Below are 13,917 nucleotides of genomic sequence, written 5' to 3'. Positions count from 1 at the left end.
GGGAGGTTCCGCGCGCCCCGGTGAGCTTCCGGGCGCTGTGCCCGACCGCCGCGTCAGGGTCCCCGGGACAGACGGCGGGCCGCCTGCGCTCCCGCTGGGGGTGCACAGGCGGCCCATGAGGCGTACCGATTGACGTGTCGGGCAGGCCCTTGTCTGTCAGGCGGAGAGCGGCTCGGGCTGCTCACCGCGGCGGATGGGGCGGGACCGGCCGTGCGGGCCCGGCAGGACGCCCCCGGTGTCGGTATGGTCGTGGTGCTCGAAGCCGCTCAGCTGCTGGTGCAGCTGGTCGAGACCGCCGTACGGCTCCAGGTAGGGGCGCCAGCGCGGGTCCTTGATCCCGGTGCCGATCACCCGCCAGGCGAGGCCGCTCGGCGCGGCCGGGGGGTGCTTCATCCGCCAGCCGAGTTCGGTGAGGTGCCGATCGGCCTTGGTGTGGTTGCAGCGGCGGCAGGCCGCGACCACGTTGTCCCACCGGTGCTGGCCGCCCCGGCTGCGCGGGATGACGTGGTCGACGCTGGTGGCGGCGGCCCCGCAGTAGACGCAGCGCCCGTGGTCACGGGCGAACAGTGCGCGGCGGGTGAGCGGGACGGGCCCGCGGTAGGGGACCCGGACGAAACGGGTCAGTCGGACGACGGACGGCGCCGGGACGGCGCTGGTGGCGCTGTGCAGAGTGATTCCGGAGTCCTCCAGGCAGACCGCCTTGTGACTGAGGACCAGGATGAGTGCGCGGCGCATCGATACGACGCCGAGTGGCTCGTACGACGCGTTGAGGACCAGGACATGCGGCACGGAGGCCTCCTTGGACGCCTGCGGCGCGTGGCTCGCGCCGGGACGAGCGGGCGACCGCGCATTTTGAGCGCGATCTCCCCCAGTGTCGCCTTACGTCTTCGTGTGGCGCCACCATTTCCTTCCTAACAGATCGTTCGGTAACGGACAGTGCTGCTATCCACGCACGCCGGTGTGCGTTCCGTCATACCCGGTATGCCCAACCGTCGCCTCCGCTGCACCCGGGATGCCTGGTGGGAGCAGGTGTGCGGGAGTCCGGCCGACTGACGGCGCGTCCGCCCGGGTGACGATTGGCCGCTAGGGTTGCGGTGACGGTCCGCCCCGGCCGGGCGGCCCGTTCATGCTCCCGCCCGGAAGGAAGCCCTGCACGTGGTTCGGTCCGCCCCGGTCAGCCTGCTCGCTGACGCCACCCCCTCGCCCGCCCCCGCCTCGCCGTCGCTGACGTTCACCCTGCCGACCAGCGCGGACGAGGTGAGCAGCTCGACCAAACAGGCCGCGAGCTGGCTGGACGCGAACTGGCAGGGCTGGGTCGAGGGTGCGCTGCGGATCCTGTTCATCGTGCTGCTGGCCCTGGTGCTGCGGGCGATGGTCCGCAAGCTGATCGACAAGCTGATCGCCCGGATGGGCCGCCCCTCGGAGGCCGAGGCCGAGCTCGGCCGGCTGGGCGGGCTGCTGGCCAACAGCGGCATGGTCAACACCGAGCGCCGCCAGCAGCGCTCGGAGGCGATCGGCTCGGTGCTGCGCAGCGTGGCCTCGTTCACCATCCTGGGGACCGCCGCGCTGATGGTGCTCTCCGCCCTCGGGGTGAACCTGGCACCACTGCTGGCCAGTGCCGGTGTCGCCGGTGTGGCGATCGGCTTCGGCGCCCGGAACCTGGTGACGGACTTCCTGTCCGGGGTCTTCATGATCATGGAGGACCAGTACGGCGTCGGCGACGAGATCGACACCGGGGTGGCCACCGGCACGGTGCTGGAGGTCGGCCTGCGGGTGACCAAGCTGCGCGGCACCGGCGGCGAGATCTGGTACATCCGCAACGGTGAGGTCAAGCGGATCGCCAACATGAGCCAGGGCTGGGCGACCGCCGCCGTGGACGTCCAGGTCGGCTACCGGGAGGACCTGGAGCGGGTCGAGGCGCTGATCACCGAGACCGCGGCGCAGCTGACCAAGGAGTCCCCGTTCGACGAGCTGATCTGGGGCCGGGTGAAGGTGCTGGGCGTGGAGTCGGTGGCGGCGGACTCGGTGGTGCTGCGGCTGGAGGCGCGCTGCTCGCCGGGGAACGCCGCGCTGATCTCGCGCACGCTGCGGCTGCGGCTGAAGGCGGCGTTCGACCTCGCGGGCGTGAAGCTGAAGGAGGAGCCGGCGCCGGTGGCCGCGGCCGCTGCCGCGCCGGCCGTGGACATCCTGCCGCCGTCGGTGCTGGCCGATCCGGGTTCGCTGCGGTCGCTGGCGGCCAAGCCGATCCCGCCGCAGGCCCCGGAGGGCGCCGCGCCCGCGGGCGGCTGAGCGCCGCGGGTTGCCGGCCCGGAGCCCCGTTCCCCCTGGTGGGGAGCGGGGCTCCGGGCTTTTCCGGGCAGGCTCGCGGATCCGGGCGCGGCGGGGCCATTGACACCCGGCCGGGCCGGGATCTACGGTCCTCCCAAGGAATTGGAAACTTTCCTAACAGTTCACCTGGCAACCAACCCCGGGCAGCACAGCCCCCCGTCGGCAGAGGAGGATCGGGCCGTGACCGACAACACCCGCTCCCGCTCGCCGCTGGCCGGCACCCCAAGCCTGCTGCGCGCCATCAACGACCGCGCCGCGCTCGAACTGCTGCTGGCCAACGGCCCCCTCTCGCGCACCCAGATCGGCACCCTGACCGGCCTGTCCAAGCCCACCGCCTCCCAGCTGCTGGCCCGGCTGGAGACCGCCGGGCTGGTCGTCCCGGTCGGCACCACCGCCGGCGGCCCCGGGCCGAACGCGCAGCTGTACCAGGTCAACCCGGCCGCCGGGCACGTCGCCGGACTGGACGTGACCACCACCCACATCCGGATCGCGGTCGCCGACATCACCGGCAACACGCTCGCCGAGCAGCAGGTGCCCACCAAGGGCTGGCCCGCCGCCGACACCGTGCCGCGGGTCGCCGCGGCGCTCGCCCGCAGCGTGGCCGAGGCCGGGCTCGCCGAGGGCAGCCTGCACCAGGTGGTGCTCGGCATCGGCGGTGCGCTCGACCCGGTCACCGGCAAGCTGCGGTACGCCTCCCACCTGCCCGGCTGGCACTCACCGCGGCTGGTCGCGGAACTCGCCGGGGCGATCGGCGCGCCGGTCACCATCGAGAACGACGTCAACCTGGCCGCCATCGCCGAACAGGCCGCCGGCGCCGCCCGGGGCAGCGAGGACTTCGTGCTGCTGTGGGCCGAGGAGGGCATCGGCGCCGCGATCGTGATCGCCGGCCGGCTGCACCGCGGCTTCACCGGCGGCGCCGGCGAGGTCGGCTACATGCCGGTGCCCGGCTCCCCGGTCGTCCACGACGTCCGCCGCAAGAACTCCGGCGGCTTCCAGGAGCTGGCCGGCGCCCCCGCCGTCCTGGCACTGGCCCGCGAGCACGGACTGGGCGCACCGACCGCCGAGGCGGCGGTCGCCCTGGCGCTGGGGACACCCGGCGGCGGCGAGGACTTCCTGGCCGTCCTCGCCGACCGGCTCGCGGTCGGCCTCGCCGCCATCGTCTCCGTGGTCGACCCCGAGCTGCTGGTACTGGCCGGCGGCATCCCCACGGCCGGCGGCGAACGGCTGCGCGAGCTGGTCCAGGAGTCGCTCGCCCGGATCTCCATCCCCCGGCCGGAGGTGCGTTCCAGCAGCGTGCCCGGCTCCCCCGTCCTGCACGGCGCCCTGCAACTCGCCCTCGCCACCGCCCGGGACGCCGCCTTCTCGACGCACTGACCCCGGGCCACCGCCGACCAGTCATGAAGCCGCAGCCGCCGCGGCTCCCCCTCGGGGCCGCGGCCCACCCGAACACCACCGAAGGCACCCCCACGCACGGGCCGACGGGCCATGCCGCCTGCCCCCGTACCTCCAGGAGAACCCACCAGTGGACATCACCCGCAGAACGCGCCGCGCGCTCGCCGCCCTGACCTCCACCGCCTGCCTGGCCCTGCTCGCCACCGCCTGCACCGGTACCAACTCCGGCGGCGGCCAGGACGGTTCGGCCGCCGGCCAGGACGTCACCATCACCTTCTGGCACGGCTGGAGCCAGGACAACGAGGTCAAGGCGATCGCCGACAACGTGGCCGCCTTCGAGAAGCTGCACCCGAACATCCACGTCAAGGTGGTCGGCAACATCGCCGACGACAAGAGCGAGCAGGCACTGCGGGCCGGCGGCGACGCCGCCCCCGACGTGGTCTCCTCGTTCACCACCGACAACGTCGGCAAGTTCTGCTCGGCCGGGGTCTGGGCGGACCTGGGGCCGATGCTCCAGAAGGACGGCATCGACCCGGCCAAGACCTTCCCGCCCGCGATGCTCCAGTACAGCCGGTTCCAGGGCAACCAGTGCTCGCTGCCGCTGCTCGGCGACGCCTACGGCCTGTACTACAACAAGACCGCCTTCGCCGCGGCCGGGATCACCGCGCCGCCGAAGACCTTCAGCGAGTTCGAGGCCGACGCCGTCAAGCTGACCGTGGCCGACGGCGACGGCTTCAAGCAGCTCGGCTTCATGCCGAACTACCACGGCTACGAGTCCACCCCCAGCCACTTCCTCGGCCAGTACGGCCCCGGCTACTTCGGCGCGGACGGCAGGTCCGACATCGCCACCGACCCCAAGGTCGCCGCGATGTACACCTGGCAGAAGGGCCTGGTCGACAGGCTGGGCGGCTTCGACAAGCTGGAGAAGTACCGCACCGGCTTCGGCGACGAGTTCAGCGCCAAGAACCCCTTCACCACCGGCCAGGTCGCGATGGCCATCGACGGGGAGTGGCGCACCGCCTCCCTCGCCGAGGACAAGCCGGACTTCGAGTGGGCCACCGCGCCGTTCCCGGTGCCGGACGACCAGGCCGCCGGCTACGGCCGCGGCTACCAGACCGGCACCATCATCGGCATCGCCAAGGGCAGCAAGAAGCAGACCGCCTCCTGGGAGCTGGTGAAGTACCTGACCACCGACACCGACGCGGTGGTCTCCTTCGCCAACGCCATCCACAACGTGCCCAGCACCCTCGAGGCACTGAACTCGCCGAAGCTGGACGCCGACGCCAACTTCCGCACCTTCATCGACATCGCCAAGAACCCGAACTCCAGCACCACCCCCGCCAGCGTCAACGGCGGCGCCTACCAGGTGTCCATGCAGAACCTCGGCTACGAGTTCGAGGCCGGCAGGCAGACCGACCTGAAGGCCGGCCTGACCGCCACGGCCAAGGAGATCGACGCCGCGATCGACCAGGCGAAGTGACCCGCGATGGCCACCGCTAGCACCCCCGTCCCGGCGGCGCTGCGCACCAAGCGCCGCCGGGAGGCGGCCCGTACCGCCGCCTTCCTCTCCCCCTGGCTGATCGGCTTCGGCGTCTTCTTCGCCTACCCGCTGGTCTCCACCGTCTACTTCTCCTTCATGAAGTACGACGGCTTCACGGCCCCGACCTTCAACGGCCTGAAGAACTGGGACTACGTCCTGAACCACTACCCGTCGTTCTGGACGGGCCTGGGCAACACGCTCTGGCTGGTCCTGGTGATGGTCACCCTGCGGGTCGCCTTCGGCCTCGGCATCGGCCTGCTGATCACCAAGGTGAAGACCGGCGCCGGCTTCTTCCGGACCGCCTTCTACCTGCCGTACCTGGCCCCGCCGGTGGCCGCCACGATGGCCTTCGCCTTCCTGCTCAACCCCGGCACCGGGCCGGTCGACCACCTGCTCGGCGAACTCGGACTGCCGCAGCCGGGCTGGTTCACCGATCCCGACTGGTCCAAGCCCGCCCTGACCATGCTCGCCATGTGGGGCATCGGCGACCTGATGGTGATCTTCATGGCCGCGCTGCTGGACGTCCCCAGGGAGCAGTACGAGGCCGCCGAGCTCGACGGCGCCGGGCCGCTGCAGAAGTTCCGCTACGTGACCTTCCCGAACATCTCGCCGATCGTCATGTTCGCCGTGGTCACCGGCGTCATCCAGACCATGCAGTACTACACCCAGGCGATCGTCGCCGGGAAGGTCGCCAGCGGCGTGATCGGCGGCTCCGGCCAGCAGTTCGAACCCGGCTACCCGCACGGATCCACCTGGACCCTGCCGCAGATGGTCTACAACCTCGGCTTCCAGCGCTTCGACACCGGCTCGGCCTGCGTGGTCGCCGTGATCCTGTTCGCCATCTCGATGGCCTTCACGTCGCTGCTGCTGCGCCGCAAGTCCGGCTTCATCGACGAGGACTGAGCCATGACCCTCACTTCCGCCGTACGCCTGCCCGTACGGGCCGGGTCCGCCGCCGCCAAGGTGGCCCGGCGCCGCGCCGCCCTGCACTGGGTGGCCGTGCACTCGCTGGCCATCGCCGCCGCGCTGTTCTTCCTGCTGCCCTTCGTCTTCGTGCTGCTCACCTCGGTGATGTCGGACCGGCAGGCGCTCACCGCCGACCTGTGGCCCACCGAGTGGCACTGGGGCAACTACAGCAAGGTCTGGCAGACCCCGGGCTTCCTCAGCTGGTGGCGCAACACCCTGCTGTACGCCGCCGCCGGCACCGCGCTGACCGTGGTCTCCAGCCTCCCGGTCGCCTACGCGCTGGCCAAGTTCCGCTTCCGCGGCCGCAACCTGGCCCTGATGGCGGTCATCTCGATGATGATGCTGCCCCCGCAGGTCACCGTCATCCCGATGTACCTGTTCTGGGCCAAGCAGCTGCACCTGACCGGCTCGCTCTGGCCACTGATCATCCCGATGGCCTTCGGCGACGCGTTCTCCATCTTCCTGCTCCGGCAGTTCCTGCTGACCATCCCCAGGGAGTACCTGGAGGCCGCCCGGATCGACGGCTGCGGCGACCTGCGGACCCTGCTGCGGGTGGTGCTGCCGATGGCGAAGCCCGCCATCGCGGCGGTCGCGCTGTTCCAGTTCTTCTACTGCTGGAACGACTACTTCGGCCCGCAGATCTACGCCAGCGAGAACGCCGGCGCCTGGACGCTCAGCTACGGCCTGGAGTCGTTCAAGGGCGCCCACCACACCAACTGGAACCTCACCATGGCCGCCACGCTGCTCGTGACGGCCCCGGTGCTCGTGCTGTTCTTCTTCGCGCAGAAGGCCTTCATCGAAGGCGTCACACTGACAGGGGTCAAGGGCTGATGTCCGCACTGAAGTTGGCAATCGTCGGCGGCGGTTCCACGTACACCCCGGAGCTGATCGACGGCTTCGCCCGGCTGAGGGACACCCTCCCGGTCGGCGAACTCGTCCTGATCGACCCGGCCGCCGACCGGCTGGAGCTGATCGCGGGCCTGGCCCGCCGGATCTTCGCCAAGCAGGGCCACCCCGCCACCGTCACCACCGCCACCCGGGTCGCCGACGGGGTCCAGGGCGCCGACGCCGTCCTGCTGCAACTGCGGGTCGGCGGGCAGGCCGCCAGGAACGAGGACGAGACCTGGCCGCTGGAGTGCGGCTGCGTCGGCCAGGAGACCACCGGCGCCGGCGGCCTCGCCAAGGCGCTGCGCACCGTCCCGGTGGTGCTCGACATCGCCGAGCAGGTCCGCCGGGCCAGCCCCGGCGCCTGGATCGTCGACTTCACCAACCCGGTCGGCATCGTCACCCGGGCCCTGCAGCAGGCCGGCCACAAGGCCGTCGGCCTGTGCAACGTCGCCATCGGCTTCCAGCGGAAGTTCGCCGCCCACCTGGGCGTGGACCCGGAGCTGGTGCGCCTGGACCACGTCGGGCTCAACCACCTCACCTGGGAGCGCGGCGTCACCCTGCTGGACGCGCCCGGCGCCACCGGCGGCCGCGAGGTGCTGCCCGACCTGCTGGCCGGCTTCGGCGGGCAGATCGCCGAGGACCTGCACCTGCCGCTGCCGGTGATCCGCCGCCTCGGCGTGGTGCCCTCCTACTACCTGCGCTACTTCTACCAGCACGACCAGGTGGTGGAGGAGCTCAAGGCCACCGGCTCGCGCGCGGCCGAGGTCGCGGCCATCGAACGGCAGCTGCTGGAGATGTACGCCGACCCGGCCCTTGACACCAAGCCCGAACTGCTCGGCAAGCGCGGCGGCGCGTTCTACTCCGAGGCCGCCGTCCAGCTGATCTCCGCCCTGCTCGGCACCGGCGGCGGCACCAGCGTCCAGGTCGTCAACACCCGCAACGACGGCATCCTGCCGTTCCTGCCCGACGACGCGGTGATCGAGGTCCCCGCCGAGGTCGACCCCGCGGGCGTGCGCCCGCTCCCCCAGCGGCCGGTCGAACCGCTGTACGCCGGCCTGATCGCGGGCGTCACCGCGTACGAGCGGCTCGCCCTGGACGCCGCGCTGGAAGGCGGCCGCGACCGGGTCTTCGACGCGCTGCTCGCCCACCCGCTGGTGGGGCAGTTCGACCTGGCCGAGCGGCTCACCGACCGGCTGATCGCCCACAACCGCCCCCACCTGAGCTGGGCGTGAGGGCAGATGACCACCGCGCACCACCCTGGGGGGAACCGATGAACCACCGTCAGGAGGAACAGCTCCCCGGCGTCCTCGCCATCGACGCCGGGAACAGCAAGACCGACGTCGCCCTGGTCTCCGCGGACGGCACCGTCCTCGGCTCGGCCCGCGGCGGCGGCTTCCAGCCCCAGCTCGACGGCGCCGAACAGGCCGTCGACGGGCTCGGCCCGCTGGTCGAGGAGGCCGCCCTGCAGGCCGGGCTGAGACCGGGCACCCCGTTCACCACGCACGTCAGCGCGTGCCTTGCCAACGCCGACCTGCCGATCGAGGAACAGCGGCTGCAGGCCGCCATCGAGGCCCGGCGCTGGGGGCTGACCGGCCACGTCGCCAACGACACCTTCGGTCTGCTGCGGGCCGGCACCGACGGCCCGCGCGGGGTCGCCGTGGTCTGCGGCGCCGGCATCAACTGCGTCGGCCTGCTGCCGGACGGGCGCACCGCCCGCTTCCCCGCGCTCGGCCACCTCACCGGCGACTGGGGCGGCGGCGGCGGGCTGGCCGCCGAGGCGATGTGGCACGCCACCCGCGCCGAGGACGGCCGCGGCGGGCCCACCGCGCTCGCCGGCGCCATCGCCCGGCATTTCGGACTGCCGAGCGCCACCGCCGTCGCCGAGACCATGCACCTCGGCGGGCTGGACCGGGGGCGGCTGCACGAGATCGTCCGGGTGCTGTTCGCCGCCGCGGAGGCCGGCGACCGGACCTCGCTCGACCTGGTCGACCGGCAGGCCGACGAGATCGCCCGGCTGGCCGTCGTCGCCCTCACCCGGCTCGGCCTGCTGGGCGAACCCACCCCCGTGGTGCTCGGCGGCGGTGTGCTGGCGGCCCGCCACCCGCTGCTGATCGACAACCTCACGGCCCGGCTGGCCGCGGCCGCCCCGCTCGCCGAGACCCGGATCGTGGTCGCCCCGCCGGTGCTCGGCGCCGCCCTGCTCGGCCTCGACCACCTCGGCGCGGGCCCCGAGATCCAGCACCGCCTGCGGGCCGCGTACCCGACCACCACCCCGGTCGCCGCCTGAACCCGGGTGGTCCGCGGCCCCGCCCGGACCACCCGCCCGAACCACCCGCCGCCGGCGCCACCGGGGTCCGCACACCCCCGGCGCCGGCGGCGGGTACCCGTCTCCAGGGGCCACGGCGGGGCCGTCCCCGGTCAGGCCTGATCGCGGCCCCGGAAGGAGCGCCGGTACTCCCGCGGGGCGAGGCCGACCCGGCGGGTGAACACCGGGCGCAGCGAGACGGCGGAGCCGAAGCCGCAGCGGACGGCGATCTCGTCGACCGGCAGGTCGCTCTCTTCCAGCAGCCGCTGGGCGGCCAGTACCCGCTGTTCCAGCAGCCAGCGCAGTGGCGGGCTGCCGGTGGCGGCGGCGAAGCGGCGGGCGAAGGTGCGTTCCGACATCACCGCGAGGCGGGCCATCCGGGCCACCGTCCAGGGGGTGTCGAGTTCGCCGAGCACGGTGGTGCGCACGGCGCCGAGCGGGTCGTCGGCGTCGGCCACCGGGACCGGGGAGGGGATGAACTGGGCCTGTCCGCCGGACCGGAACGGGGCCGTGACCATCGAGCGGGCGATGGCGGCGGCGGTCTGCTGGCCGTGGGCGGTGCGCACCAGGTGCAGGCACAGGTCGATGCCGGCGGCGACGCCGGCCGAGGTCCAGACCTCGCCGTCGCCGGTGAACAGCACCTCGGGGTCGACACTCACCGCCGGGTGGAGCCGGGCCAGGTCGTCGGTGAGCCACCAGTGGGTGGTGGCCCTGCGGCCGTCCAGCAGGCCGGCCTCGGCGAGGACGAACGCGCCGGCGCACAGCGAGGCGACCGGGATGCCCCGGGTGTGGGCCTCGCGCAGCACGTCGAGCAGCCGGGGGTCGGCGGGTGCGAACGGGTCGGTGACGCCGGGGACGACGATCAGGTCGCAGTCGAGCAGGCCGGGGAACTCGTCGTCGGGCCGGCGTTCGAGGCCGCCGCCGAGCCGGACCGGCTGCCGGTCGGGCCCGCAGACCCGCAGGTCGAAGACGGGCAGGCCGGTCGGGGAGAGCCGGTTGGACCAGACCTCGCCGATCACGGCGTAGTCGAAGGCCCGTACCCCGTCGAAGATCGGACAGCCCACGGTGCGCATGGCAGGATCATATCGATGGTAGTCATTTCTGCCCATCACGGCGGGGCGGGCGCCGCCCGCAGGATGGAGCCATGACGAACACCAGCGCATTCAACGCCCCGCTCGAACTCGCCGCCGACGCCGTCCTGGTGGTGATCGACGTCCAGCAGGGCTTCGAGGACCACGAGTACTGGGGCGAGCGGGACAACCCCGGCGCCGAGCAGCGGATCGGCGAGCTGATCGAGGTCTGGCAGGCGACCGGACGTCCGGTGGTGACGGTGCAGCACCGTTCCGCGAGCGGCCCGCTGACCCCCGGCACGCCGGGCTACGAGCTGAAGCCGGTGGCGGCCGCCGTCACCCCGGACCTGCACGTCACCAAGACCGTCAACAGCGCCTTCTACGGCACCCCGGACCTGGACGCCTGGCTCCGGGCGCGGGGCGCCTCCCAGCTGGTGACGGTCGGGATCATGACCAACGTGTGCAACGAGACCACCGCGCGGATGGGCGGCAACCTCGGCTACGACGTGATCTTCCCGATCGACGCGATGCACACCTTCGCGATGGCCGGCCCGGACGGCGAGTCGATCCCGGCCGCCGAGCTCTCCCGGGCCACCGCGGCCGCCCTGCACACCATGCGCTTCGCCAAGGTGGTCACCACCGAGGCGGTGCTGGCGGCCGCCGCGCGGCCGGTCACCGTCGGCTGACGGTCCGCCGGAAGTGCCGCGAGGGTCCGTCCGGCCGCACCCGGGACGGTGGGTGACACCCCACCGCCCGGTTGCGGCCGGATGAATTTTGGATGTTCCGGCAAGATGCCCGCTTTGGCCATTGAGGCAGGTGTTCGACCACCGGTACTGTCCCCGCTCCGAGCAGCACCGCCTCCGGTGCCCGAACAGCCCAGGAGCACACGCCAGATGGCGATCCGCAAGTCCACCATGCAGGAGCAGGTCGCCCAGGCGATCGCAGCGATCGAGCCGAACGACCGCCCCGTGGTCACCTTCCACACCATCACCGGGCCCAGCCCGTGGATCATGAACGAGCTGGGCCTGATCGGCCAGTTCTTCGTGAAGTACTACTTCGTCACGCTGACCGAGCGCGTGGTCGTGGTGCACCGGGCCGGCCGGCTGGCCAACAAGCCCAAGGAACTGGTCCACGTCATCCCGCTGGAGCAGGCCCGCGGCCTGGTCGGCGACGTACGGCGGCGGACCCTGTGGAGCTCGCTGCGGTTCAGCTTCCCGGGCGACCAGAAGCCGACCCGGCTCAACGTCGCCCGCTACTGGCGGGCCGAACTGGACCAGTTCGTCCCGGCCCTGACCGGCGAGCAGATCGCGGCCTGAGCCGGACGCGGCCGAGGGCGCCGGGGTGCCGGGCCGGCCACCGGTCAGAGCCGGGTGCGGGCCCAGTCGGCGAGGATCTTCGCGCAGTCGTCCACCGACTCGCGCCAGGTCCGGTCGGCGCCCGCGCCGGCCTCGTCGCTGACGTGCTTGATCAGCCGGATCGGCACCCCGGCCCGCTCGGCCACGTTGGCCAGTGCGTAACCCTCCATGTCGACCAGGTCGGCGCTCTGCGCCAGCCGGTCGCGGGCCTCGGGGTCGGAGACGAACAGGTCACCGGTGGCGAGCACCGGACCCGGACCGTCGCCGAGCTCGATCGGGCCGCCGAAGCTGCGGCCGGTCAGCTGCCGCAGCACCCGGGCGTCGAGGTCGTGCTGCAGCACCCGGGTCACCTGGTGGGTGCCCGCCCAGCCGGACTTCAGCGCACCGGCGGTCCCGAGGTTGACGATCTCGGACGGGCGGTCGCCGCGGGCCAGCACGGTCGCCAGCGCGGCGGTCGCGTTGATCTTCCCCATCCCGGTGAGCAGGACCGGGAAGCGGCCGTCGAGGTGGGCCGCCTCCTCCTGGACTGCGACGACGAGCAGCGGGCGGTCAGCGGCGACGGTACCGATCAGTTGCATGCGCCCCATGCTACGCAGGGCGCCGAGGGAGGGGCGATGGCCAGGGGGCGGAACCACCGGGGGGTGGCACCGCGTCGACAGCAGGCGGAGCGGCAACGGCCCCGGCCCGGCGGCCCGAGCGGCGGGCGGACCGGCCCGAAGCTCAAGTCCGGCACAACTCACGTGTACTCGTCGGTGCCCGCAGACATACTGCTGGCATCGGGTCCGGCCCCGCGCGCGGGGCGGCCACAGGGGAGGGCGGGGCGGTGGCGACACCAGTGATCGCGGGGGAACGGGCGTCCGTGCAGGTGGCGGAGCCCGGCACGACGGAAGCCGGCACGACGGAACGCGGGCCGGGCCGGCTCGGGTTCCTGCGGCAGGCGGTGGACAACCCGCCGGGGCGGCTGCGGCTGGCCGGTGCGGTCCTGGCCACGCTGGCCCTGCTGTTCGGCCTGGCGGCCGCCTGGCAGGTCGCCGACCGTTCCACCGCCGCGGGCCGGGTGGCCCACCGCAGCGGGCCGTTGAGCCAGGACACGGCCGAGATCTACCGGTCGCTGGCGGACGCGGACACCACCGCGGCCACCGGCTTCCTGCTGGCCGGCAACGAGCCGCCGGCCGTCCGCCAGCGCTACCAGGACGACCTGGCCACCGCCGCCCGGCTGCTCGCCCAGGCCGCCGCCCACGGCGGCGACTCGGCCGACACCCAGCGCTGGATCTCCGAACTGAACCAGCAACTCCCGCAGTACGCGGGGCTGGTGGAGACCGCCCGGGCCAACGACCGGCAGGGCCTGCCGCTCGGCGGCGCCTACCTGCGGTACGCCTCGGGCCTGATGCAGGACACCATGCTGCCGAACGCGCAGAAGCTGGTGGCCGCCGAATCCGCCCGGCTGGACGCCGACTACGACGACGCCGGGTCGGTGCCGTGGGCGGCGTTCGCCCTCGCCGTGCTGACGCTCGCGGCGCTGCTGCGCCACCAGGTGCTGCTGCTGCGGCGCACCAACCGGGTGTTCAACCCCGGGCTGGTCGCGGCGACCAGCGCGATGCTGGCCGCCACGGTCTGGCTGCTGGCCGGCGGCCTGTCGGCATCCTCCTCGCTGGCCGACAGCCGCACCGCGGGCGCGCAGCCGCTGCGCGCCCTCGACCAGGCCAGGACCGAGGTGCTCCAGGCCCGCGCCGCCGAGAACCTCAACCTGGTCTCCCGCGGGTCCAGCGACAAGTACACCGCGCAGTGGGACACCGTCCTGGCCGACCTGGCCGGCCGGCGCGAGGAGCCGGACCGGACCGGGGGCGCCCTCGGCCGCGCCCGGCAGCTCGCCCCGGCCGGCGCGGCGGGGCCGCTGGACGAGGCCCGCAGGCAGCTCGACGCCTGGCAGGCCCGGCACGGGCAGGCGGCCGACACGGAGGCCGCGGGCGACTACGACGCCGCCCTGCAGGGCACCGTGGGGGCGGGCCGCGGCGACTCGGCGCAGGCCGCGTTCGAGGCGCTGGAACAGCAGCTGGGACAGGCCGCGGCGGT

The 13,917-nt window shown here is 73.1% G+C and carries 13 protein-coding genes; 10 read left to right on the top strand and 3 right to left on the bottom strand.

Going from position 1 to position 13,917, the window contains the following annotated elements; genetic code table 11:
• Positions 1-156: 156 nt before the first annotated feature.
• Positions 157-789: an HNH endonuclease gene (locus AA75_RS35070; RefSeq protein WP_033824416.1), complete on the bottom strand. Its 633-nt coding sequence runs from the start codon at positions 787-789 to the stop codon at positions 157-159.
• Positions 790-1,149: 360 nt separating this feature from the next.
• Here AA75_RS35070 and AA75_RS35065 point away from each other — a divergent pair, with 360 nt between their 5' ends.
• From AA75_RS35065 to AA75_RS35035, 7 genes are all read left to right on the top strand, one after another.
• Complete coding sequence (locus tag AA75_RS35065; RefSeq protein WP_199520486.1) at positions 1,150-2,289, top strand: mechanosensitive ion channel family protein; 1,140 nt, start codon at positions 1,150-1,152, stop codon at positions 2,287-2,289.
• Between the two features lie 219 nt (positions 2,290-2,508).
• Entirely contained in the window at positions 2,509-3,702 is a 1,194-nt protein-coding gene (locus tag AA75_RS35060) for an ROK family transcriptional regulator (protein ID WP_233289324.1), read from the top strand.
• Positions 3,703-3,856: 154 nt separating this feature from the next.
• Positions 3,857-5,200, top strand: coding sequence for an ABC transporter substrate-binding protein (locus tag AA75_RS35055; RefSeq protein ID WP_033824432.1), 1,344 nt, complete (start codon positions 3,857-3,859; stop codon positions 5,198-5,200).
• A 6-nt stretch (positions 5,201-5,206) separates the two neighbouring features.
• Positions 5,207-6,163 (top strand): carbohydrate ABC transporter permease, encoded by a 957-nt coding sequence (locus tag AA75_RS35050; protein WP_033824414.1) that lies wholly within the window; start codon positions 5,207-5,209, stop codon positions 6,161-6,163.
• 3 nt (positions 6,164-6,166) lie between these two features.
• On the top strand, positions 6,167-7,057 hold the full coding sequence (locus tag AA75_RS35045; protein WP_033824413.1) for a carbohydrate ABC transporter permease: 891 nt from the start codon (positions 6,167-6,169) through the stop codon (positions 7,055-7,057).
• 8 nt (positions 7,058-7,065) lie between these two features.
• A complete protein-coding gene (locus AA75_RS35040) occupies positions 7,066-8,346 on the top strand; it encodes a 6-phospho-beta-glucosidase (RefSeq protein ID WP_033824431.1) in 1,281 nt (426 codons plus the stop codon).
• 38 nt (positions 8,347-8,384) lie between these two features.
• On the top strand, positions 8,385-9,401 hold the full coding sequence (locus AA75_RS35035; RefSeq protein ID WP_033824412.1) for an N-acetylglucosamine kinase: 1,017 nt from the start codon (positions 8,385-8,387) through the stop codon (positions 9,399-9,401).
• A gap of 131 nt (positions 9,402-9,532) precedes the next feature.
• On the opposite strand, the gene AA75_RS35030 is transcribed toward AA75_RS35035, so the two are convergent.
• Entirely contained in the window at positions 9,533-10,492 is a 960-nt protein-coding gene (locus AA75_RS35030; protein WP_033824411.1) for a GlxA family transcriptional regulator, read from the bottom strand.
• Between the two features lie 71 nt (positions 10,493-10,563).
• On the opposite strand from AA75_RS35030, the gene AA75_RS35025 reads away from it, so the two are divergent.
• Positions 10,564-11,175 carry a cysteine hydrolase family protein gene (locus tag AA75_RS35025; protein WP_033824410.1) on the top strand — a complete coding sequence of 204 codons (612 nt, stop codon included), beginning with the start codon at positions 10,564-10,566 and terminating at the stop codon, positions 11,173-11,175.
• A 207-nt stretch (positions 11,176-11,382) separates the two neighbouring features.
• On the top strand, positions 11,383-11,805 hold the full coding sequence (locus AA75_RS35020) for a hypothetical protein (protein WP_051813995.1): 423 nt from the start codon (positions 11,383-11,385) through the stop codon (positions 11,803-11,805).
• Positions 11,806-11,849: 44 nt separating this feature from the next.
• Here the strand turns inward: AA75_RS35020 and AA75_RS35015 are convergent, their stop codons facing one another.
• On the bottom strand, positions 11,850-12,422 hold the full coding sequence (locus tag AA75_RS35015) for a nucleosidase (protein WP_233289323.1): 573 nt from the start codon (positions 12,420-12,422) through the stop codon (positions 11,850-11,852).
• A 245-nt stretch (positions 12,423-12,667) separates the two neighbouring features.
• Between AA75_RS35015 and AA75_RS35010 the strand changes: the two genes are divergently transcribed.
• Positions 12,668-13,917: hypothetical protein (locus tag AA75_RS35010; RefSeq protein ID WP_158515615.1), on the top strand; the 1,250-nt coding region annotated here is incomplete at its 3' end.

The organism is Kitasatospora sp. MBT63, assembly GCF_000710465.2.
In the GTDB taxonomy this organism is placed as follows: Bacteria; Actinomycetota; Actinomycetes; order Streptomycetales; family Streptomycetaceae; genus Kitasatospora.
Note: the sequence above shows the minus strand (reverse complement) of the source record. Positions and strands in the feature narration are given on the sequence as shown.